The sequence below is a fragment of the Arthrobacter sp. Soil761 genome (genome assembly GCF_001428325.1).
Classification (GTDB): domain Bacteria; phylum Actinomycetota; class Actinomycetes; order Actinomycetales; family Micrococcaceae; genus Arthrobacter.
On record NZ_LMSF01000029.1, the window covers coordinates 383,452 to 404,820 of the forward strand.

A 21,369-nucleotide genomic window follows, 5' to 3' on the forward strand; every position below is an offset into this window, starting at 1 on the left:
TCCACGACGCGCAAAATTCGCAGTGAGGTGCGGCTACAGTAAACGGCATGCTTGACGAACTCCTGGCCAGCGCGCATGTGGTCAGCCTGCCCATGCGCGTGAAGTTCCGGGGCATCATGGAACGCGAGTCCCTCCTGCTCCGCGGGCCGGCGGGCTGGGGCGAGTTCTGCCCCTTTCCCGAGTATGGCGACGCCGAGGCATCGCACTGGCTGGCCGCCGCCATCGAGGCGGGCTGGCAGGGGTTCCCGGCCCCGCTGCGGGACAGCATCCCGGTGAACGCCACCGTGCCGGCTGTCTCCGCGGACCGGGTGCCGGACGTCCTGGCCCGGTTCGGCCGCGTGGACGCCGTCAAGGTCAAGGTGGCGGAGCAGGGCCAGTCGCTTGACGACGACGTCGCCCGGGTCCGTGCCGTGCGCGCCGCTTTGCCGGACGCGGCCATCCGCGTGGACGCCAACGGCGGCTGGGACGTGCCCGGCGCCGTGGAGGCGTTGACCCGGCTGGCGCCTGTTGGGCTGGAATACGCAGAGCAGCCGGTGCCTTCCATCGAGGGCCTTGCCGAGGTCCGGTCCCGGCTTCGGGACGCCGGGACGCCGGTGTTGATCGCGGCCGACGAAAGCGTCCGCAAGGAAACCGATCCGCTCCGGGTGGCCCGGGCGGGCGCGGCGGACCTGATCGTGGTCAAGGTGGCACCGCTTGGGGGAGTGCGGCGCGCCCTGGACATCGTTGCACAGGCCGGACTCCCCGCCGTCGTCAGCTCCGCGCTGGACACCTCCATCGGCATCCGCGCGGGCCTTGCCCTCGCCGCCGCCCTGCCCGAGCTGCCCTACGCCTGCGGCCTGGGAACGGTGTCGCTGTTTGATTCGGACATAACCACGGACCCCTTAGTGGCCGACGACGGCGCCATACGCCTGCGCGACGTTGCCGCCGACGCCGGGCTGCTTGAGCGGTTTGCGGCTCCAGCGGAACGCCGCGACTGGTGGCTGGCCCGGCTCCGCCGCGTGCACGCCCTCCTCCCCGCCGGACGCCCCATCACCTGACGTGACTTCCCGCCGGACGCGCCATCACCTGCCGTGACTTCCCGGCGGACGCGCCATCACTTACCGTGACTTCCCGGCGGACGCGCCATCACGTTCCTGCAGGTCACGGGCGGTTCACCATAACTTCATCCAATTGATGGCTTCCTGTAGGAACCGGCTGGAAGGGTGATCGGGCACCCCAGCGAGAATTCTTGGAAGGTTCCCATGTCTGAAACTGCCCGCAAGTTCACCCTGCTGCCCATGCTCGGCCATACCAAGGGCAAGCGCAGCCCCGTCACCTGCGCGCTCAAGTGCGACAACGCCTGCGCCGGTGACGTCTGCAACACCAGCTCCAACAGCTACTTCCGCGACATCGCCTCCGCCACCCTGTCCCGCCGCGCCGCCCTGGGCATGGGAGCCGCCGGTGCACTCGCCGTCGTCCTCGGTTCCGCGGTGAGCCCCGCCGAACCCGCCTCCGCTGCGGGCCTGTCCAAGGCCGCCAAGGAAGGCTTCGGCAACTCCAAGCTGCAGTTCACCGCCATCAAGCCCGTGGACAAAGCCGTCGACGCCTTCACCGTTCCGGAAGGTTTCACCTGGCAGCCGATCATCCGCTGGGGCGACCCGCTGTTCGCTGACTCGCCGGACTTCGACCTCAACAACCAGACTGCCGCAGCCCAGGCCCGCCAGTTCGGCTACAACAACGACTACACCGACATCGTGGAAATCCCGGGCAGCAAGGGCCGCCGCGCGGTACTGTTCACCAACCACGAATACACCAACGAGAACATCATGGTCCCGGCCGGCTACGATGCCGCCGAAACCCGTGCCATCGGCCGCGCAGCGCACGGCCTGGCCGTGGTGGAACTCGAGCGCAAGAACACCACCAAGCCGTGGAGCTACGTCAAGGGCGCCCCGCTGAACCGCCGCTACCTCTCCGATACCACCTACGAACTGACCGGCCCCGTCGCCGGCTCGGCCCTCGTCAAAACCGTCGCCGATCCCTCCGGCCGCGCCATCAAAGGCACGTTCGGCAACTGCTCCGGCGGCACCACCCCCTGGGGCACCATCCTCTCCGGCGAGGAAAACTTCAACGGCTACTTCGTGGCCGGCGGCACCTCCGCCAGCGACAAGCGCTACGGCCTCACCGCCAAGCCCACCGCCCGCAAGTGGGAGCTGGACGATCCCCGCTTCGACACCCGCAACGCCGGCTACGAAAACGAAACCAACCGCTTCGGCTGGATCGTGGAAGTCGACCCCTTCGACCCCACCTCAACGCCCAAGAAGCGCTCCGCGATGGGCCGCTTCAAGCACGAGGGTGCCAACGTGATCGTGGCCGAATCCGGTCACGTGGTGGCCTACATGGGCGACGACGAGAAGTTCGACTACCTCTACAAGTTCGTCTCGGCGGAGAAGTACCGTGAGGGCGACCGCAGGCACAACATGGACCTGCTGTCCCAGGGTGACCTCTACGTTGCCAAGTTCACCGGCAACTCTCCCGCGGCAGAAATCACCGGAACCGGGGCGCTCCCCTCCGACGGCGCGTTCGACGGCACCGGAGAATGGCTGCCCCTGGTGGTCGGCGGCAAGTCCGCCGTCCCCGGCATGTCCGTCGAAGAAGTCCTGGTCTACACCCGCCTGGCAGCGGACAAGGTGGGACCCACCAAGATGGACCGGTGCGAGGACGTCCAGCCCAGCCTGCACACCGGCAAGGTCTACGTGGTCTGCACCAACAACTCGGACCGCGGCACCGGCACCAAGGAGGGCGCCACCGAAGTCAACCCGCGCACCCAGAACCGCGACGGGCACATCGTGGAAATCACCGAAACCGGCGACCAGACCTCCACCAAGTTCAACTGGACCCTCCTGATGGTCTGCGGCGACCCGGCGCAGGGCGATGTCACCTACTTCTCCGGCTACCCGGCGGACAAGGTCTCGCCCATCTCCTGCCCGGACAACGTGGCCTTCGACTCCGTGGGCAACCTCTGGATCTCCACCGACGGCGCGCCGTCCGGCATCGGCTACAACGACGGCCTCTTCAAGGTCACCCTGGACGGCGCCGAGCGCGGCAAGGTGGAGCAGTTCCTCTCCGTTCCCCGCGACGCCGAAACCTGCGGCCCGGTCATCCACGACAACGAGCGCATGGTGTTCGTCTCCGTGCAGCACCCGGGCGAGGAAGGCACCTTCGAGGCGCCGCACTCCTACTTCCCGGACTACGTCCCGGCAGGTACGACGCCGGCTCCCGGCCAGGTGCGCGCGCCCCGTCCCGCGGTGGTCCAGGTGTTCCGCGGCTAGTCTTCCTTAAGACTGGAAACGCCCGCTCACCTTTGACGGGTTTTCTGGAAACGCCCGCTCACCTTTGACTCCTAATGGGGCCCGGAGGTGAGCGGGCGTTTGGTTTTGGGCGACCAAAGGTGAGCGGGGGTTGGGAGATTGTTTGCCATACATGAGCGGGCGTCGGTGGGTGGCAGACTGGTTGGGTGACTTTGCCGAACGAACCTGCCCCGGAGGCCGCCCCTGGATTCCCCGACCGGGATGACCCGAAAGCCCAGTTGAGCGCCCTGGCTGCGGCGCGGATCGCCGTCGACGTCCTGCTCGACGGCGGCGTGCGGCACGCGGTGGTGTCGCCTGGTTCCCGGTCGGCCCCCATGGCGTACGCCCTGGCCGAGGCCTCCGCGGCCGGCCGGGTGGACCTGCTGGTCCGGATCGACGAACGGTCCGCCGGGTTCACGGCCCTGGGCCTGGCCCTGTCCACCGGCTCGCCCGCAGCCGTGCTCACCACGTCCGGGACCGCCGTCGGAAACCTGATGCCGGCGGTGATGGAGGCCAACCATGCTGCCGTACCGCTCATCGTCCTGTCCGCGGACCGGCCGGAGGAGTTGCGCGGAACCGGCGCCAACCAGACCACCGTGCAGCCGGACCTGTTTGGCGACCAGGTCCGGTTCGCGGCCGACATACCCGCGGGAACCAGTCCGGAGCGGGCCATTCAAACCGGGTTTTCCGCGGCAACCGGCGCCTTCCCGGACCTGCCGCCGGGCCCGGTCCAGCTGAACCTCGCGTTCCGCGACCCCCTGGTCCCGTCCCCCGAAGAAGGTCTGCCGGAGGCGGTGGAACGGACGCGCTACCGGGTGGGCACCGAGCCCCTGGTCATGAACCTGCCCCCGGCAGCGGACAGCCTGCCGGAGCGGCGCACCGTGGTGCTGGCAGGGCACGACGCCGGCCCGGTGGCCGAGGCGTTCGCCCGCGCCCACAACCTGCCGCTGCTCGCCGAACCGTCCTCCAATTCCCGGTTCGGACCCAACGCCGTGGGCCCGTACCGGCTGCTGCTGGAGCATTTCGGACCCGGATCGGCGCAGCCGGTTGAGCGAGTGGTGCTGTTCGGCCGGCCCACCCTGTCCCGTCCCGTTGCCGCGCTGCTGGCCCGCGACGATGTTGAATCCGCCCTGTACCAGCCGGTTCCGGTCGCGTGGTACGAGCCTGGCCGGCGCACCGAGCTGCCGCTGGAGAACCTGGCCGACCTTGCCGGTTTCGCCGGCCGGGGCACCTCCGCCTGGCTGGACTCCTGGCTCCTCGCCGGCTCGGCTGCCCAGCATGCCCTGGACCAGGTGGTCTCCGCAGAGGCCGCCGCCACCGGCCCCTCCGTTGCCTCACAGGTCTGGAAGCATGCACGCGGCCAGCTGCTGCTCGGGTCCTCCAATGGCATCCGGGATGTGGACCTGGCCGGAGTGCCCGCCACTGATCCGTCCGCCACCGTCTACGCAAACCGGGGCCTTGCCGGGATCGACGGCACCATTTCCACAGCAACCGGCATCGCACTGGGCGGCCGGCAGGAGACCACCGCCCTCATGGGCGACGTGACCTTCCTCCATGACGCCGGCGGACTTCTCCTCGGCGCGGGGGAGGAGCAGCCGGACCTGCGGATCGTGGTCCTCAATGATTCCGGTGGCGCCATCTTCGGGCTGCTGGAGCACGGGGGAGTCGAGGAAGGCGGCCGCTACGGGGACGTCGTCGAGCGCCTCTTCGGTACCCCGCACTCAGTGGACATCGCGGCACTCGCCGCAGCGTACGGCGTCGCACATTCACTGGTAAGTACGACGGCGGGACTCGCCGAAGCGCTGGCCCGGCCTGTGCAGGGGCGCAGCATCGTGGAGGTCCGGACGGACCGCCGGTCGCTGCGGCAGCTCCACGCCCGCATCAAGGAAGCGGTGGCCGCGGCAGTTGAGGGCGTGCTGGCCGGCCGGTAAGCGCCTGGGGGCGTGCGCACGTCCTCGACGCGCATATTCCCTCTGGAAGCACAAATTCCCTGGCGCTACCGAGATAACGGCAGCGCCAGGGAATTTGGGCTTCGAAAGCGGACGAAGCTACAGCACGCGGCTGAGGAACTCCTTGGTGCGCGCATGCTGGGGGTTGGCGATGATCTCGCGGGGATCGCCCGACTCCACCACCACGCCGCCGTCCATGAAGGTCAGGGTGTCGCCCACTTCGCGGGCGAAGCCGATCTCGTGGGTCACCACGATCATGGTCATGCCGGACTTTGCCAGGTCCTTCATCACGTTCAGGACGTCGCCCACCAGCTCCGGGTCCAGGGCCGAGGTGGGCTCATCAAAGAGCATGAGCTCAGGCTCCATGGCCAGCGCCCGGGCGATGGCCACGCGCTGCTGCTGGCCGCCGGAAAGCTGGGACGGGTAGTGGCCTGCCCGGTCGCCCAGCCCCACACGGTCCAGCAGCTCAAGCGCCCGCTTCTGGGCCTCGGCCTTCGGCTGGCCCTTCACATGCACCGGTGCTTCCATGACGTTCTGGAGCGCGGTCTTGTGCGGGAACAGGTTGAACCGCTGGAACACCATGCCGATTTCCCGGCGCTGGGCGGCGATTTCCTTGGTCTTGAGGTCGTGGAGCCGGCCGTTGACCTCGCGGTAGCCGATCAACTGACCGCCCACGGAAATCCGCCCGGCACTGATCGTTTCCAGGAGGTTCACGCAGCGCAGCATGGTGGACTTGCCGGAACCCGAAGGCCCGATCACCACGGACACCTCGCCCTGTTTGACGGTCATGTCGATGCCCCGCAGCACGTGGTGGTGCCCGTAGTACTTGTGGAGGCCCTCGATCTGGACCAGCGGCTTTTCTGCTGTGATCGTCATCGTGCGCTCTCCTCGGGGAAGTCCGTCTTCATTGACCGGTGTGCATCGGCACCGGCCGCGGCAGCCTTGGCAGCAGCCGGGTTGACACCGGCTGCGGGGGCCTGGTTGTCCACGCCCCTGCCGTAGTAGGCCTCGATGAAGTGCTGACCCACCATCAGGATGCTGGTGATTACCAGGTACCAGATGGCTGCCACGATCAGCAGCGGCACGGGCAGATAAGTGCGGTTGGCCAACGCATTGGTGGCAAATGTCAGGTCCAGGGTGAACGGGACCGCCAGGACCAGCGAGGTGGTCTTCAGCATGCCGATGGTTTCGTTGCCGGTTGGCGGCACGATCACCCGCATGGCCTGTGGCAGGATGATCCGCCACATGATTTTGCCCTTGGACATGCCCAGCGCCTCGGCGGCTTCCTGCTGGCCCCTGTCCACGGACTTGAGGCCGGCCCGGAAGATCTCCGCCAGGTAGGCGGATTCGTTGAGACCCAAACCGAGGATGGCAGCCACCGTGGCAGTGATGACTGCGGAGGTGTCCAGGCTGAAGAATTCAGGTCCAAACGGAATGCCCGCACTGATCTTGGGATAAAGGACCGAAATCAGGCCCCACAACACCAGCTGGGTATAGACGGGTGTGCCGCGGAAGAACCACACCCAGACCCAGCTCGACCAGCGGAATATGGGGTTGTCGGACTGGCGCATGAATGCCAGCAGGATGGCCAGGACGATGGCCAGGACCATCGAGGCCACGGTAAGCAACAGCGTCCAGCCCACACCCTGGACCACCTTGACGTCCAGGATGTAGGTGCCCACAACGTCCCAGCGGAAGTTGGGGTTGGTGAACAGGCTCTGCAGGAACACTGCTACGACAGCGAGGATGATGAGGGCGCTGATCCACCGGCCGGGGTGGCGCACCGGCACTGACTTGTTCAGTACCGGCGCATCCCGGTGTTGAGGGTGTTCCATATGCACGCCTGACTTGTCGTCGGTAACGCGAAAACTCAAGACTTGACCGCCGGGTTGACCTCGGACTTGGTGATGGCGCCCTCAGAGTTGCCCCAGCCCTCAAGGATCTTCTTGTAGGAGCCGTCTTCCATCAGCTTGGTGACGGTCTTCTGGATGACCTCTGCCCAGGCGGTGTCAGCCTTGGCCACAGCAATGCCCTGGGGAGCGGAATCGTAGACGTCGCCCAGCTTCTCCAGCTGGCCGTTGGTCTGGGTCAGCGCGTAGCCGATGATGGGGGAGTCGGCGGTCATGGCGTCGATGCTGCCGTTCACCAGGCGGGTGGTGACATCCGTCTGGTTCTTCAGGGTGACGATGTCAATGGGCTTCTTGCCGTCTGCGACGCACTTCTTGTTGCGGCCGGAAAGATCGGGGTCTTCCTGGACGGTGCCGGTCTGCACACCGATGGACTTGCCGCAGACATCATCCAGGGAGAACTTCTTGGGGTTGCCCTTCTGCACGGCCCAGGCGGTGCCGGCGTTGAAGTAGCTGACCATGTTCACGGCGCCCAGTCGCTCCGGGTTGATGGTGAACGAGGAGATGCCCAGATCGTACTTGGGGCCGAGGGCCGGAAGGATGCCGGTGAATTCGGCAGTCTGGACCTGGACCTTGAGGCCCAGCGTGGCGCCGATGGCCTTGGCGATGTCCACGTCGTAGCCCACGGGAGTCTGGCCGTCCGGACCCAGGAATTCGGCCGGTGCGTAGCTGGTGTCGGAGCCTACCGTGATGGTGCCCTTGGACTTAATGGTGTCCGGGACCATGGCAGCGAGGGCGTCGTCCTTCTTAACCGTGGACGGATCAAAGCTCGCGCTGGCCTTGCCTGAGGACGTGGCCGCGCCGGAGGGACCCGTTTCCGAGGCGTTCGTGCATGCTGAGAGGGCCAGGGCGCTGATGGCGATCATGGTGGCAGCGGTCAGCTTGGAAGTGCCCAGGAGGGTACGGGGAGTCTGCATTTCTTACCTTTTGTTGCAGGGGCTATGAGGTACTAACGCGGCTTATAGTGTAACGCTCAACAAGAGAGGTACGTCACACGCAACTAAGTTTCACTATTGGATAACTGTAGCGGGGGCAAAAGCAAGCCTTTAGGAGCGGGAAGAGTCTGTAATCCCAGACCTCGTACCCAATCCGGGGGAAAATCAGCTCTTGATGCCCAGCGATTCCAGCATGGGCCGGAACTTGGCCCACGTTTCGGCCAGCTCGGCTTTGGGCTGCGAGCCGTCAACGATGCCGCAGCCGGCATATAGCCTCACGGTGTCGGTCGACTCGATGACCGCACCGCGCAGGGCGATGCCCCATTCGCCGTTCCCGGCAGCGTCCAGCCAGCCCACCGGACCGGCGTAGGGGCCGCGGTCAAGATGTTCCAGCTTCCGGATCAGTTCGCCCGCCACCAGCGTGGGAGTTCCGCAGACAGCTGCCGTGGGGTGCAGGGCGTTGATCAGGGCCAGGCAGGTGGGCACGTGGCCCTCCACCTCGGTGAGTTCCGCCTTGACGTCCGAGGCCAGGTGCCACACGTTGGGCAGCTCCAGGATGAAGGGCTCATCATGCGCATTCATGGCCTCCGAGAACGGCGCCAGCTGCCTGGTCAGGGACTGGATGGCAATCTCGTGCTCATGCCGCTGCTTCTCGGAGCCGGCGAGCACGCGCGTAGCGTAATCCATGGGCGGACCGTCCTCGCCGTGCGCGTCGCGGCGGTCCAGGGTGCCGGCCAGCACGCGCGCCTGCGCGGTGCGGCCCTCCACCTGGATCAGCATCTCGGGCGTGGCCCCCACCAGCCCGTCCACGCCGTACGTCCAGCATTCGCGGTACCGTGCGGCAAGTTCGCGCAGCACGTCCGCGGCATGTACGCCGGAAGGAATTGTAGCCACAACGTCCCGCGCCAGCACCAGTTTCTCCAGTGCCCCCGTGCGGATCTCGGCAACACCGGCGGCCACGGCCTCCATCCAGGCTTCCTCACTGAGGGAACCGGTGTGCAGCGTTGCGCCGGCCGCCAGAGGGAGGGGGCGTACGACGGCGCCGCGGGCTTTGCCGGGCACGCCGCCCAGGGAAGCGTCCCCGGCGGAGTCCGCTGCCACCGTCGTGCCTTCAACGTCCGGGTCTTCGGCGGAAGCACCGCTGAGCCAGCGGTCCAGTGCGGCGAGGGCCGACTCTTCGGTGAGCTGGCCGTCGTCGAACGTCAGTTGCGTGAGCCATGCCTGGTTGTCCCGCACGCCCACCACGATCTCGGGCACGATCAGCCGCGACTCGTGGGCGGAAGTCTTGGAAAAGGCAAAGGAGCCGAATGCGACGGGGCCAGTGCCGGGCAGCTCCACGGAGTCCGCGACCTCAGCCTCGAGGACCAGGTGCCGCCACCAGATGTCCGCCTCCAGGAACCGGTCCGGCCCGGTGGCAGTGAAGCGCGCAATCTCGCCAAACCCGGCCAGCCCGGCTTCCCTGCGGGTCCAGCACAGGACATCGTCCCTGACCAGAAACGAAGGCAGCCCCCCGGGGAACGCTTTGCCATCCAGGGGGACTGTCAAGGTGCGGAACGTGCTCGTCATGATGAGACAACACTACTCCCGCGTACACGGTGGCCTCCCCGGCACCCTGATGCAGGCTTGAGTGGGCAAAAAAGGGCTGGTCAGCACGCACGGGAACATTTGAGACAATGTCATGGTGAACCGAGCATCCTTGGATAAGCGTCCGGACGAAGTAGCCACGATGTTTGACGACGTCGCACCGAAATACGACGTCGTCAACGATGTCCTCTCCATGGGGCAGACCCGCCGCTGGCGGAGGATCGTGGTGGACGCGATGGAAGTCTCCAAGGGCCAGCGCGTCCTGGACCTCGCGGCCGGAACGGGGACCTCCAGCGAGCCATATGCCGACGCCGGCATAGACGTGGTGGCCTGCGACTTCTCCCTGGGCATGCTCAAGGTGGGAAAGCGCCGCCGCCCGGACATCAACTTCATTGCCGGTGACGCCACCAACCTGCCGTTCGCTGACAACACGTTCGATGCCACCACCATCTCCTTCGGCCTCCGCAACGTGAACGAGCCCAAGAAGGCGCTGCTGGAGATGCTGCGCGTCACCAAGCCGGGCGGCCGGCTGGTCATCGCCGAGTTCTCCCAGCCCGTGGTCCCGCTGTGGCGCACCATGTACACCGAATACCTGATGCGGGCCCTGCCGGCCATCGCGGTCAAGGTCGCCTCCAACCCCGACGCCTACGTCTACCTGGCCGAGTCCATCCGTGCCTGGCCGGACCAGGACCACCTGGCCGCCTGGCTGCAGGAGGCCGGCTGGGAGAATGTCACCTACCGCAACCTGACCGGCGGCATCGTGGCAGTCCACCGCGCCTTCAAGCCCGCCCCGCCGTCCAACGGCGGCGCTGCCGCCATCGCCGCGCACAAGGGCCCGGTGGCCAAGCTGCGCCGCAACATCGTCCGCTGACCTGTGAAGGTACTGATTGTCGGCGCCGGCCCTGCCGGATCCACCGCCGCGTACTACCTCGCCAAGGCCGGCCTCGATGTCACGGTCCTGGAGAAAACCAGCTTCCCGCGCGAGAAAGTCTGCGGCGACGGGCTCACGCCCCGGGCCGTCCGCGAGATCCAGAAGCTCGGCCTGCCGCACCCTGAGAACGACGGCTGGCGGCGGAACAAGGGCCTGCGCCTGATCGCCGGCGGCCGCACCATCGAACTGCCCTGGCCCGAGGTGTCCGACTTCCCGCAGTACGGCCTGATCCGCACCCGGCTTGGCTTTGACGAGGAACTGGCCCGGCACGCCCAGGCCGCGGGTGCCACCATCCTCGAGCGGCACAGCGTCACCGATGCCCTCCGGGACGACGACGGCCGGGTCACCGGGGTCCGCGCAGCGCTCCTTGACGAGTCCGGACGGAAGACGGGCCAGACGCACGACTTCAGTGCCGACGTCGTCCTGGCCGCCGACGGCAACTCCACCCGCACCGCTGTCTCACTCGGCATCCAGAAGCGCGACGACCGGCCGCTCGGCGTCGCCGTCCGCACCTACTTCACCTCGCCGCGGACCGACGACGACTGGATGGAAGGCTGGCTGGAACTTCCCGGCCGTGACGGCAAGCTGCTGCCCGGCTACGGCTGGGTGTTCGGCGTGGGCGACGGCACCTCCAACGTGGGCCTGGGCATCCTGAACTCCTCCAAGGAATTCGGCAAGCTCGACTACAAGCAGGTCCTGCGTGAATGGACCGCCGGCATGCCCGCCGACTGGGGCTTCACACCGGAAAACCAGGTGGGGGAGATCCGCGGCGCCGCGCTGCCCATGGGCTTCAACCGCACCCCGCACTACTCGCCGGGACTCCTGCTGCTGGGCGACGCCGGCGGCATGGTGTCCCCGTTCAACGGTGAGGGCATCTCCTACGCGATGGAGTCGGCGCGTTTTGCCGCGGAGTTCATCATCGACGCCTCCTCGCGCTCCATGGCAGCAGGCGGAACGTACGACGCCGACGCGCACCTTTCGCGGTACGCGGACTACGTGCGGGACGAGTGGGGCTCGCACTTTACCCTCGGCCGGGCCTTCGCCGCGCTGATCGGCAAGCCGGCCGTCATGAAACTCGCGCTGCGGACAGGCATGCCAATCCCAGTTCTCATGCGGTTCGTGGTCAGGCTCCTTGCCAACCTCACGGACCCCACCGCCAAAGGCTTCGAGGACCGGGTGATCCGCGTCCTGGAATCGCTGGTTCCGGCCACGTCCAATACCCCGTCAGCTCCGAATCAGCGGTATCCGCAACAAAAAGTTAGGGTTAACCCGTGACCAAATCCGCAGACCACAGCTGGACGCACGCCGGGCACGGCCTGCCGGACTCCGAACCCAGCCTCAACACCACCGCCATTGCCACGGGCCTCCAGCTGCCGGCAGGCTTCGCGGCCATCGCGGGGGACGCCGAGCTGGGGCCGGCCATCACCAACAACCTGGCCAAGGTGGAGAAGAAACTCCGGGAAGCCATCGCCAATTCGGATCCGCTGGCTGACGCAACGTCGCGCCACCTGGTGGAAGCCGGCGGCAAGCGCATCCGGCCGCTGCTGACCCTGCTCTGCGCCCACCTCGGGGACGCATCCTTGCCCGCAGTGGTGCAGGCCGCCGTCGTGGTGGAACTGACGCACCTGGCAACCCTGTACCACGACGACGTTATGGACTCCGCGCCGTTCCGCCGCGGCGCCCCTACGGCCCACGAAGTATGGGGCAACTCCGTGGCCGTCCTGACCGGGGACCTGATCTTTGCCCGGGCCTCCATCCTGGTGTCCGAACTCGGCGGGCGTGCGCTGGGCATCCAGGCCCGCACGTTTGAGCGGCTGTGCCTGGGCCAGCTGCACGAAACGGTGGGGCCCCGCCCTGACGAGGATCCGGTGGAGCACTACCTCTCCGTGATCGCGGACAAGACCGGCTCGCTGGTGGCAGCTTCCGGCCAGTTCGGTGCCATCTTCTCCGGCGCCGACGAGGCCTTTGAGGACATCCTGGTGGAGTACGGCGAGAAGGTGGGCGTCGCGTTCCAGCTGGCCGACGACGTCATCGATGTAACCGGCGTGAAGGTGAAGTCCGGCAAGTCGCCCGGAACGGACCTGCGTGAAGGCGTTCCCACCCTGCCCGTCCTGCTCCTGCGCAAGGCTGCCGCTGACGGTGACCAGTCCGCCGTCGACCTTTTGACGCTGATTGACGGCGACCTGTCCTCTGATGATGCACTGGCTGCCGCCGTGGCCGGGCTGCGCGAGCACCCTGTCACTGCTCAGTCCTGGGTGGTGGCACGCCGCTGGGCCGACGAAGCCATCGCTGCCCTGGCCCCGCTGCCCGAGGGCGTGGTCAAGGAGTCGCTGTCCAACTTCGCGCTGGCCGTGGTGGACCGCGCCAGCTGATCCTTGGTTTCTAGGAGCCCGGTTCCCCTGGTTTATCCAGTTGGTGCCGGGCTTCTTCTTGTGCCCCCGCTTAACGGGACAGCCCCGGTCCTCAACAACCGAAGCTGCTGTGAACCGGGGCCATCTCTCCGTTCGCATCAGACCCGCCGGAGGCGTTTAGCGGATCCGTGAATAGCTTATGACAGCTTTGTCATAATGCGCAAGTCCCTTGTTACTGCCGGTGTCAAAGATTTTTCAGGGCTGCCTTTGCGGCCGTCGTGGGGCACATTGAGGGCCGCCCCTGCATACAGGGCTGAACCCGCGGCGGGTCCGTGTCGAAGTGCCCCACGACTGCAGGTTCTCCACATGGCGCGGCCCGGAACTGTCGCTTGCGGCAAGGTACAGGGGACCGTGGAGCCATGGATATTGAGGCTTTTCTCCGTCGCCGGGGAGGGGTGGCCCGGACTGCAGCACTGCACCGGGCGGGGTTCCCCAGAACGCGGGTGGACAAGTTCCTGGCAGCAGGCCTCATCGTGAGGTTCCGGCGGGGTGTTTATGGCCTGCCGGTGGAAGGCGGCGTGCTCGGTTTGGCGCTGCAGCACAATGCGCTCGTGACCTGCCTTTCCGCTGCCCCCATTTATCAGCTATGGACCATGGAGAAGGCGGGTGTGGTCCATCTGAGCCCTGGGCACAGGAAGACAGTGCCGGGCACCCTCACCCACGGCCGGATCCGCCACCCTGTCCATCCCTGGCTGCCGGTGGCAGGCCTGGCCGACGTCCTCATCCATGCCCTGCACTGCCTGCCGGAACTGGAGGGGCTGCTAATGGTCCAGTGCGCCGCGCAACGCGGAGATGTGACGGTGGACTTCCTGCGGCGCAAGCTTCCCGGGAACCGCAACGCCCGCGCCCGGTCAGTCCTGGATCACGTAATTCCGCGGGCGGACTCGCTCCTGGAAGTCTTGGCCAACTACCACTTCCACAGGGCCGGCCTCCATGTCCGCCGGCACGTGGAGCTCCCGGGCGTAGGCGAAGTGGACTTCCTGATTGAGGATTTCCTGGTGGTGGAAACCGACGGCGCCAGCCACCTGGAGGCAAAGCAGGTTAAGAAGGACAGGGCACGCAACAATGCCACAGTGGTCGGCGGGCGTCTCTGCCTGAGGTTCGGCTATGCGGATGTGGTCCACCATCCCGGGGTGATGGTGGACCAGGTCCTGGCGGTGCTGGAACAGAGCCGGCGGGGATCATTCAGTGCGCGGTGAGTTCCCGCGGTCGCGGGGCACTTTGGCCGCGACAGTTGGCAAAACAGGCTGGCATCACGGCGTGTCCGTGTCAAAGTGCCCCAGGACCGCAGCAAGGCAGCCCAGCCGAAGCGGGGAGTCCCTACTCTTCCTCTTCGTCCTCGAACGCCCACTCGAACATGTCGAAGACGAATTCGGAGAAGGTGCCTTCCTCGGACTTCCACTGGCCGCGGGCATTGTTGCGGCGGTACACGATGGGATCGGGGACGCTGAGGTCTCCTACGCGGAAGCCCCAGGTGAACTGTTCCTCTTCGTCCTCGAGGAACATGAGGAAGCCCTCGTCGTCGACCTCGAGCTCTTCGGGGTCCCAGAAGTAGTGGTAGGCCTCCATGAGGTCCTCGCAGCCGCCAAGGGCCAGGTAGAACTCGCGCAATACCAGGGGGATCTGGAACTGGTGCCCGGCGAGGGCCTTATCCAGTTCCTCCGGGGTCAGGCCGTCCTCTTCCTGCCATTCATCCTCGAGATACTTCGGAACAAGCGCACGGAACTTCTCGAGGAACATGTCAGTCATGCTCATATCCTAGCCAATGCGGAGCACCCCAAAATGACACCGGGGCAGCACTCACAGCCCTGGATCGGTGCCGCGCCGGTGCCACCCGCGGACTGCGAGGGGGGCCTGCCAGGAACGCCGCCACGCCAGGACCCGGAACGTGAAAACCACTGCCGCGATGGCGGCCGCCGTGAGGACGTTGAACACGCCGAAGACCCAGAGCACGGCAGTCATGGCAGCCCCTACAAAAGCCGGCAGCGCGTAGATGTCCTTGGGGTTGAACAGTTCGGGAACCTCATTGGCGGTGATGTCCCGCAGCAGCCCTCCGCCCACCGCCGTCGTCACCCCCAGCAGCACGGACGCCACCGGGTTAAGGCCCGTTGCCAGCGCCTTGAGCGTGCCGGTCATGCAGAACAGGGCCAGGCCCGCGGCGTCGAAAAGGATCAGCAGGGACGTGTAGCGCTGCACGCTGGAGAACAGGAAGAAGACCAGCACCGTGGCCAGCAGCGGCGGGGCCAGGTACGCCGGATTGGTGAAGGCCGCCGGAACAATGGCCAGGATGATGTCCCGGATGACGCCTCCGCCGAGCCCCACCAGGGAAGCGAGCAGCAGCGATCCCACAATGTCGATCTGCTTCCGCGCCGCCAGCAGCGAGCCCGAGACGGCAAAGAAAAACACGCCCAGCAGATCCAGCCACACCGGGGAGTTGTCAAAGGCGAATGTCATGGGGCGTCCCGGTATTTCAAAGAGGGCGGACAGGGCGGCTCCAACGTTACGCTAGCCCCTATGAACAGCCCCATCATGATCGCCTGTGCCCATGGGACGTCCAACACACAGGGGGCCGCGGAGGTCAACGCCCTGCGCGCCGCCATTGCTGAACTGCGGCCAGGCCTCGACGTCCGGGAAGCCTATGTGGACGTCCAGCAGCCGGACCTGGTGGATGTGGTGGCGGGCCTGCCGGAGGGGGAGGCCGCCGTGGTGGTTCCCTTGCTGCTCAGCGTTGGCTACCACGTGAAGGTGGACATCGCGCGGGCCGTGAAGAGCCGTCCGGGCAGTGCGGCCGCCGCACCGCTGGGCCCCGACCCGCGGCTCGCCAGACTGCTGGACCAGCGGCTGCGCGAAGCCGGGACCACGGACAACGACGTCATCGTCCTTGCCGCCGCCGGCTCGTCCAACCCCAACGCCGCCGTCAGCGTGGAGGAGCTGCTGCGCCAGCTCCAGGAGCTCCGGTCCAACCGGATCGTGGCCGCCTACGGTGCCTCGGCCAAGCCCTCAGTGCCCGACGCCGTCGCGATGCTTCGGGAGGAACTTGAAGGAGGTGCCGGGGCGGGGGAGTCCGCCGGGGCCGTCGACGTCGGCGGAAGGGTGGTGATTGCCTCCTACCTCCTGGCGCCGGGCTTCTTCCACGACCAGCTGGCCAAGGCAGGAGCCGACGTCGTGACCGAACCCCTGCTGCCGTCCCCCGTGCTCGCCGAGATCGCGCTGGACAGGTACGACGCCGCCGTCGCAACGATGAACGGGACCCCTGCGGAAGCACCGGCAGCGGCACCCCTGGAAGCCGCCGCACCGGCCCCGGCCGCACCCGCCGCGGATGCACAGGAGGGTGGCATCTTCAAGGCCCTCCGGCGTTTCGTGACGAAATATTTCCCTAGGTGACTTAGCGTTTCCGGCCCTTTGTGACGCAATTCGGGCGGGACCTACAGTCGATGCATGACTGATACAGCTCTAGCCGGAGCGTCCGCGGACTCCGCTGCCACCAAGCGCCCCGCCCGCCCGTCCCGTCCTGCTGCGAAGCCGCACGGGCAGTGGAAGGTGGACGGCAAGACGCCCCTGAATGCCAACGAAACCTGGAAACAGGAAGACGACGGCCTGAACGTGCGCGAGCGTATCGAGACCATCTACGCCAAAGAGGGCTTCGACGCGATCCCCGGCCAGGACCTGCACGGCCGGTTCCGCTGGTGGGGCCTGTACACCCAGCGCAAGCCCGGGATCGACGGCGGCAAGACCGCAACGCTTGAGCCGCACGAGCTCGAGGACAAGTACTTCATGCTGCGCGTGCGGATCGACGGCGGCGCCCTGACCACCGAGCAGCTGCGCGTCATCGGCCAGATCTCCGTGGACTTCGCCCGCGACTCCGCCGACCTCACCGACCGCCAGAACATCCAGCTGCACTGGATCCGCGTGGAGGACATCCCCGAGATCTGGAACCGCCTGGAAGGCGTGGGCCTGTCCACCACCGAGGCCTGCGGGGACGTTCCCCGCGTCATCCTGGGCTCGCCCGTGGCGGGCATCGCCAAGGACGAGATCATCGACCCCACCCCGCTCATCGAGGAGCTGGGGGAGCGGTTCATCGGCAACCCGCTGCTGTCCAACCTCCCGCGCAAGTACAAGACCGCCATCACCGGCCACCCCAGCCAGGACGTGGTGCACGAGATCAACGACTGCGCCCTGGTTGGTGTGAAGCACCCCGAATTCGGCGCCGGCTACGACCTGTGGGTGGGTGGCGCGCTGTCCACCAACCCGATGCTCGGCAAGCGCCTGGGCGCGTTCGTGAAGCCGGAGCAGGCCGCGGACGTGTGGCTGGGCGTCACCAGCATCTTCCGTGACTACGGCTACCGCCGCATGCGCACCAAGGCCCGCCTGAAGTTCCTGCTGGCTGACTGGGGTCCGGAGAAGTTCCGCCAGATCCTCGAGGACGAATACCTGGGCTACAAGCTGGCCGACGGTCCCGCCGCGCCCAAGCCCACCGCACCGGGCGACCACATCGGCGTGCACGAGCAGAAGGACGGCAAGTTCTTCATCGGCGCCACCCCGCTGGCCGGCCGGCTGTCCGGTGCCCAGCTGGTCAAGCTCGCGGACACCCTTGAGGCCCGCGGCTCCCGGCGCCTGCGCACCACCCCGCACCAGAAGCTGGTGGTCCTGGACGTCGAGAAGGAACAGGTTGAGCCCCTGGTGGCTGAACTGGACGCCCTGGGCCTGTCCGCCCGTCCGTCCGTGTTCCGCCGCGGCACCATCGCCTGCACCGGCATCGAGTACTGCAAGCTGGCCATTGTGGAGACCAAGCACACCGCCGCCACGGCCGTGGCCGAGCTGGAGCGCCGCCTGGCCGACCTCGCCGGCTCGGGCCAGCTGCCGCAGGCGTTGTCGCTGCACATCAACGGCTGCCCCAACTCCTGCGCCCGCATCCAGACGGCGGACATCGGCCTGAAGGGCATGATGCTGCCAACGCCCGACGGCGACCCCTCCCCGGGTTTCCAGGTCCACCTGGGCGGCGGGCTGGCTTCCAACGACCGCGAGGAAGCAGGGCTGGGACGCACCGTCCGCGGCCTGAAGGTGTACGTGGACGACCTGCCCGACTACGTGGAGCGGGTGGTCCGCCGGTTCGTGGCCGACCGTGCCGAAGGCCAGACCTTCGCCGAATGGGCCCACGCAGCAGACGAGGAGGCATTGCAGTAATGGCAAAACACCTGGCACCCGCACCCGCCAAGCGTCCCGTCGAGGAGCTCAAGGCGCTGGCTGAAGCCGGCGCGGCCGAACTCGGCTGGGACGCCCCTGCCCGCGATGTCATCGCCTGGGTGGAGCGCAACTTCGAACTGCCCGCCGTCGCCGTCGCCTGCTCCATGGCCGACGCCGTCCTGCCCGCCCTGGTGGCGGACCAGATGCCCGGCGTCGACGTCCTCTTCCTGGAAACCGGCTACCACTTCCCGGAAACCTACGCCACGCGTGACGAGGTGGCCGCGAACCTCCGCGTCAACGTGGTGGACGTGCTCCCCGAAAACACTGTGGAGCAGCAGGACCGGCTCCTGGGCAAGGACCTCTTTGCCCGCGACGCCGCCCAGTGCTGCGCCCTCCGGAAGGTGGCCCCGCTGCAGCGCACCCTGGCCGGCTACGAGCTCTGGTTCACCGGCGTCCGCCGCGACGAAGCCCCCACCCGGACCAACACGCCGCTGATCGGCTGGGATGAGAAGAACGGCCTGGTCAAGGTCAACCCCATGGCCGCCTGGACATTCGACCAGCTGGTCCAGTACTCCGACGACAACCTCCTGCCCGTCAACCCGCTCCTTTCCCAGGGCTACCCCTCCATCGGCTGCCAGCCCTGCACCCGCAAGGTGGCACCCGGCGAGGACCCCCGCGCCGGCCGCTGGGCAGGAACCGACAAGACAGAATGCGGACTACACGTATGAGCACTTCACTTACCGAGGAGACCCAGGTGACTGACGCCGCCGTATCCACGCGCCTGTCCAGCCTGGACACCCTGGAGTCCGAGGCCATCCACATCATCCGCGAGGTTGTTGCCGAGTTCGAGAAGCCTGCGCTGCTGTTCTCCGGCGGCAAGGACTCCGTGGTGATGCTGCACCTGGCCACCAAGGCGTTCTGGCCCGGCAAGGTGCCGTTCCCCGTGCTGCACGTGGACACCGGCCACAACTTCCCCGAGGTCATCGACTTCCGCGACCGCACCGTTGAGCGGCTGGGCCTGAAGCTGGTGGTGGGCTCCGTCCAGGAGTTCATCGACCGCGGCGAGCTGGCCGAGCGCGCCGACGGCACCCGCAACCCGCTCCAGACCGTCCCCCTGCTGGACGCCATCCAGCAGAACAAGTTCGACGCCGTCTTCGGTGGCGGCCGCCGCGACGAGGACAAGGCCCGCGCCAAGGAGCGCATCCTCAGCCTCCGCGACGAGTTCGGCCAGTGGGACCCGCGCAACCAGCGCCCCGAGTTGTGGAACCTCTACAACGGCCGCCACACCGTGGGCCAGCACGTCCGGGCCTTCCCCATCAGCAACTGGACCGAGCTGGACATCTGGCGCTACATCGAGCGCGAGAACATCGAGCTGCCGGGCCTCTACTACGCCCACGAGCGTGAGGTCTTCGCCCGCGACGGCATGTGGCGCGCGGTGGGCGAAGTGTCCCAGCCCCGCGACGGCGAGGAAGTCATCACCAAGACCGTCCGCTACCGCACAGTGGGGGACATGTCCTGCACCGGCGCTGTGGAATCCAACGCCTACACCGTGTCCGATGTCGTGGTGGAAGTCGCCGCCTCCACCCTGACCGAACGTGGCGCCACCCGCGCAGATGACCGCATCTCCGAGGCCGCCATGGAAGACCGCAAGAAGGACGGGTACTTCTAATGACCACCGAAGCAGTTCTCCCGGCAGACCTGGAAACGGCCCTGCCCACCACGCTCTTCCGCTTCGCCACGGCAGGATCGGTCGACGACGGCAAGTCCACTCTGGTGGGCCGCCTCCTTCACGATTCCAAGGCCATCCTGGCTGACCAGCTCGACGCCGTCGCCCGCACCTCGGCCGACCGCGGCTTCGGCGGCGACAAGGGCGGCATCGACCTGGCCCTGCTGACCGATGGCCTGCGCGCCGAGCGCGAACAGGGCATCACCATCGACGTGGCCTACCGCTACTTCGCCACCGACCAGCGCAGCTTCATCCTGGCCGACTGCCCCGGGCACGTGCAGTACACCAAGAACACGGTGACCGGCGCGTCCACTGCGGATGCCGTCGTCGTGCTCATTGACGCCCGCAAGGGTGTGCTGGAGCAGACCCGCCGGCACCTGTCCGTGCTGCAGCTGCTGCGCGTGGCGCACGTGATCGTGGCCGTGAACAAGATCGACCTGGTGGACTTCAGCGAGTCCGTGTTCCGCGGGATCGAAGCCGACGTGCAGCAGGTGGGCCGCGAACTGGGCCTGGGCGCCGACGGCATCAGCGACCTCCTGGTCATCCCGGTCTCCGCTCTCGACGGCGACAACGTGGTGGAGCGCTCCGAGCGCACCCCCTGGTACACCGGCCCCGCACTGCTGGAGGTCCTGGAGACCCTGCCAGCCGCCGATGAACTGGAGAGCCACCTGGAAAGCTTCCGCTTCCCGGTGCAGCTGGTCATCCGGCCGCAGGGCGCCTTGGCCCCCGACGCCGTCGCCGCCGGCCTGGATGTGGAGGCGTTCCGCGACTACCGCGCCTACGCCGGCCAGATCACCGAAGGCTCCGTAAAGGTGGGGGACCAGGTGTCCGTGCTGACACCGGGCCAGGCACCGCGGACCACCACCGTGGTGGGCATCGACTTTGCCGGGGCTTCCCTGCAGGAAGCCGCCGCCCCGCAGTCGGTGGCCATCCGGCTGGCGGACGAGTTCGACGTCGCACGCGGTGACACCATCGCGGCCGCCGGCACCGTCCGCGAGGCTTCCGCCGACCTGTACGCCGCCCTGTGCTGGCTGTCCCCGAAGCCGCTCCGCGAAGGCCAGAAGGTGCTGGTCAAGCACGGCACCCGGACGGTGCAGGCGATGGTCCGCAGCGTCTCAGGCAAGCTGGACCTGGCCACCTTCAAGCTTGAAGGCGCCTCCAGCCTGGAACTGAACGACATCGGGCACGCGCAGCTCCGGCTCGCCGCCCCGCTGCCGCTGGAGAACTACCTGCACCACCGCCGCACCGGCGCATTCCTGGTGATCGACCCGCTGGACGGCAACACGCTGGCCGCCGGCCTGGTCAAGGACCACCCGGGCGACCACGAGGACGAGCGCTACAGCATCTAGGTACTCCTTTCGAAACCGCGGCTTGTTCGCAGATCCGGACCGTGAAGGTTCTGACGCGCGAACAAGC

At 67.3% G+C, this 21,369-nt stretch carries 18 protein-coding genes; 12 read left to right on the top strand and 6 right to left on the bottom strand.

Annotation, left to right across the window (positions count from 1 at the left end; translation table 11 throughout):
- Positions 1–47: 47 nt before the first annotated feature.
- From ASG79_RS18190 to menD, 3 genes are all read left to right on the top strand, one after another.
- Positions 48–1,037: an o-succinylbenzoate synthase gene (locus ASG79_RS18190; protein WP_056392981.1), complete on the top strand. Its 990-nt coding sequence runs from the start codon at positions 48–50 to the stop codon at positions 1,035–1,037.
- 204 nt (positions 1,038–1,241) lie between these two features.
- Positions 1,242–3,308 carry a PhoX family protein gene (locus tag ASG79_RS18195; protein WP_056392984.1) on the top strand — a complete coding sequence of 689 codons (2,067 nt, stop codon included), beginning with the start codon at positions 1,242–1,244 and terminating at the stop codon, positions 3,306–3,308.
- 191 nt (positions 3,309–3,499) lie between these two features.
- Positions 3,500–5,257, top strand: a complete 1,758-nt coding sequence (menD, locus tag ASG79_RS18200) for a 2-succinyl-5-enolpyruvyl-6-hydroxy-3-cyclohexene-1-carboxylic-acid synthase (protein ID WP_056393175.1) — start codon at positions 3,500–3,502, stop codon at positions 5,255–5,257.
- 117 nt (positions 5,258–5,374) lie between these two features.
- Here the strand turns inward: menD and ASG79_RS18205 are convergent, their stop codons facing one another.
- The 4 genes from ASG79_RS18205 to ASG79_RS18220 all read right to left on the bottom strand — a co-directional run bounded on the left by ASG79_RS18205 (position 5,375) and on the right by ASG79_RS18220 (position 9,683).
- On the bottom strand, positions 5,375–6,151 hold the full coding sequence (locus ASG79_RS18205; RefSeq protein WP_018768631.1) for an amino acid ABC transporter ATP-binding protein: 777 nt from the start codon (positions 6,149–6,151) through the stop codon (positions 5,375–5,377).
- The gene (locus ASG79_RS18210) at positions 6,148–7,110 is read right to left on the bottom strand and encodes an amino acid ABC transporter permease (protein WP_018768630.1); all 963 of its coding nucleotides are present in this window, start codon (positions 7,108–7,110) and stop codon (positions 6,148–6,150) included. The genes ASG79_RS18205 and ASG79_RS18210 overlap by 4 nt, the downstream gene beginning before the upstream one ends.
- Positions 7,111–7,145: 35 nt before the next feature.
- Positions 7,146–8,099 (bottom strand): ABC transporter substrate-binding protein, encoded by a 954-nt coding sequence (locus ASG79_RS18215; protein ID WP_056392987.1) that lies wholly within the window; start codon positions 8,097–8,099, stop codon positions 7,146–7,148.
- A 183-nt stretch (positions 8,100–8,282) separates the two neighbouring features.
- A complete protein-coding gene (locus ASG79_RS18220) occupies positions 8,283–9,683 on the bottom strand; it encodes an isochorismate synthase MenF (protein WP_056392989.1) in 1,401 nt (466 codons plus the stop codon).
- A gap of 115 nt (positions 9,684–9,798) precedes the next feature.
- Here ASG79_RS18220 and ASG79_RS18225 point away from each other — a divergent pair, with 115 nt between their 5' ends.
- From ASG79_RS18225 to ASG79_RS18240, 4 genes are all read left to right on the top strand, one after another.
- The gene (locus ASG79_RS18225) at positions 9,799–10,572 is read left to right on the top strand and encodes a demethylmenaquinone methyltransferase (protein WP_224084039.1); all 774 of its coding nucleotides are present in this window, start codon (positions 9,799–9,801) and stop codon (positions 10,570–10,572) included.
- A gap of 3 nt (positions 10,573–10,575) precedes the next feature.
- A complete protein-coding gene (locus ASG79_RS18230) occupies positions 10,576–11,907 on the top strand; it encodes a geranylgeranyl reductase family protein (RefSeq protein WP_056392992.1) in 1,332 nt (443 codons plus the stop codon).
- Positions 11,904–13,004: a polyprenyl synthetase family protein gene (locus ASG79_RS18235; protein ID WP_056392994.1), complete on the top strand. Its 1,101-nt coding sequence runs from the start codon at positions 11,904–11,906 to the stop codon at positions 13,002–13,004. Before ASG79_RS18230 ends, ASG79_RS18235 begins: the two co-directional genes overlap by 4 nt.
- Before the next feature lie 398 nt (positions 13,005–13,402).
- Entirely contained in the window at positions 13,403–14,242 is an 840-nt protein-coding gene (locus tag ASG79_RS18240; RefSeq protein ID WP_056392996.1) for a type IV toxin-antitoxin system AbiEi family antitoxin domain-containing protein, read from the top strand.
- A gap of 121 nt (positions 14,243–14,363) precedes the next feature.
- Here the strand turns inward: ASG79_RS18240 and ASG79_RS18245 are convergent, their stop codons facing one another.
- Complete coding sequence (locus ASG79_RS18245) at positions 14,364–14,792, bottom strand: hypothetical protein (RefSeq protein WP_056392997.1); 429 nt, start codon at positions 14,790–14,792, stop codon at positions 14,364–14,366.
- 51 nt (positions 14,793–14,843) lie between these two features.
- Positions 14,844–15,497 (bottom strand): trimeric intracellular cation channel family protein, encoded by a 654-nt coding sequence (locus ASG79_RS18250; RefSeq protein ID WP_018769000.1) that lies wholly within the window; start codon positions 15,495–15,497, stop codon positions 14,844–14,846.
- 60 nt (positions 15,498–15,557) lie between these two features.
- Between ASG79_RS18250 and ASG79_RS18255 the strand changes: the two genes are divergently transcribed.
- From ASG79_RS18255 to ASG79_RS18275, 5 genes are read left to right on the top strand one after another with little or no spacing between them, the layout of a single operon-like run.
- Positions 15,558–16,427, top strand: coding sequence for a sirohydrochlorin chelatase (locus ASG79_RS18255; protein WP_018769001.1), 870 nt, complete (start codon positions 15,558–15,560; stop codon positions 16,425–16,427).
- Positions 16,428–16,481: 54 nt separating this feature from the next.
- A complete protein-coding gene (locus tag ASG79_RS18260; protein ID WP_056393000.1) occupies positions 16,482–18,227 on the top strand; it encodes a nitrite/sulfite reductase in 1,746 nt (581 codons plus the stop codon).
- Positions 18,227–18,955 carry a phosphoadenylyl-sulfate reductase gene (locus tag ASG79_RS18265; protein WP_018769003.1) on the top strand — a complete coding sequence of 243 codons (729 nt, stop codon included), beginning with the start codon at positions 18,227–18,229 and terminating at the stop codon, positions 18,953–18,955. Before ASG79_RS18260 ends, ASG79_RS18265 begins: the two co-directional genes overlap by 1 nt.
- Positions 18,952–19,896, top strand: a complete 945-nt coding sequence (gene cysD / locus ASG79_RS18270; protein WP_018769004.1) for a sulfate adenylyltransferase subunit CysD — start codon at positions 18,952–18,954, stop codon at positions 19,894–19,896. The genes ASG79_RS18265 and cysD overlap by 4 nt, the downstream gene beginning before the upstream one ends.
- Positions 19,896–21,302, top strand: a complete 1,407-nt coding sequence (locus ASG79_RS18275; RefSeq protein WP_056393001.1) for a sulfate adenylyltransferase subunit 1 — start codon at positions 19,896–19,898, stop codon at positions 21,300–21,302. The genes cysD and ASG79_RS18275 overlap by 1 nt, the downstream gene beginning before the upstream one ends.
- Positions 21,303–21,369: the final 67 nt, after the last annotated feature.

Excerpts from the sequence above, each read along its gene's own strand:
- ASG79_RS18190 (WP_056392981.1), top strand. The coding sequence starts at position 48 with ATGCTTGACGAACTCCTGGCCAGCGCGCATGTGGTCAGCCTGCCCATG.
- ASG79_RS18195 (WP_056392984.1), top strand. The coding sequence starts at position 1,242 with ATGTCTGAAACTGCCCGCAAGTTCACCCTGCTGCCCATGCTCGGCCAT.
- ASG79_RS18205 (WP_018768631.1), bottom strand. The coding sequence starts at position 6,151 with ATGACGATCACAGCAGAAAAGCCGCTGGTCCAGATCGAGGGCCTCCAC.
- ASG79_RS18210 (WP_018768630.1), bottom strand. The coding sequence starts at position 7,110 with ATGGAACACCCTCAACACCGGGATGCGCCGGTACTGAACAAGTCAGTG.
- ASG79_RS18215 (WP_056392987.1), bottom strand. The coding sequence starts at position 8,099 with ATGCAGACTCCCCGTACCCTCCTGGGCACTTCCAAGCTGACCGCTGCC.
- ASG79_RS18220 (WP_056392989.1), bottom strand. The coding sequence starts at position 9,683 with ATGACGAGCACGTTCCGCACCTTGACAGTCCCCCTGGATGGCAAAGCG.
- ASG79_RS18240 (WP_056392996.1), top strand. The coding sequence starts at position 13,403 with ATGGATATTGAGGCTTTTCTCCGTCGCCGGGGAGGGGTGGCCCGGACT.
- ASG79_RS18245 (WP_056392997.1), bottom strand. The coding sequence starts at position 14,792 with ATGACTGACATGTTCCTCGAGAAGTTCCGTGCGCTTGTTCCGAAGTAT.
- ASG79_RS18250 (WP_018769000.1), bottom strand. The coding sequence starts at position 15,497 with ATGACATTCGCCTTTGACAACTCCCCGGTGTGGCTGGATCTGCTGGGC.
- ASG79_RS18255 (WP_018769001.1), top strand. The coding sequence starts at position 15,558 with ATGAACAGCCCCATCATGATCGCCTGTGCCCATGGGACGTCCAACACA.
- ASG79_RS18260 (WP_056393000.1), top strand. The coding sequence starts at position 16,482 with ATGACTGATACAGCTCTAGCCGGAGCGTCCGCGGACTCCGCTGCCACC.
- ASG79_RS18265 (WP_018769003.1), top strand. The coding sequence starts at position 18,227 with ATGGCAAAACACCTGGCACCCGCACCCGCCAAGCGTCCCGTCGAGGAG.
- cysD (WP_018769004.1), top strand. The coding sequence starts at position 18,952 with ATGAGCACTTCACTTACCGAGGAGACCCAGGTGACTGACGCCGCCGTA.
- ASG79_RS18275 (WP_056393001.1), top strand. The coding sequence starts at position 19,896 with ATGACCACCGAAGCAGTTCTCCCGGCAGACCTGGAAACGGCCCTGCCC.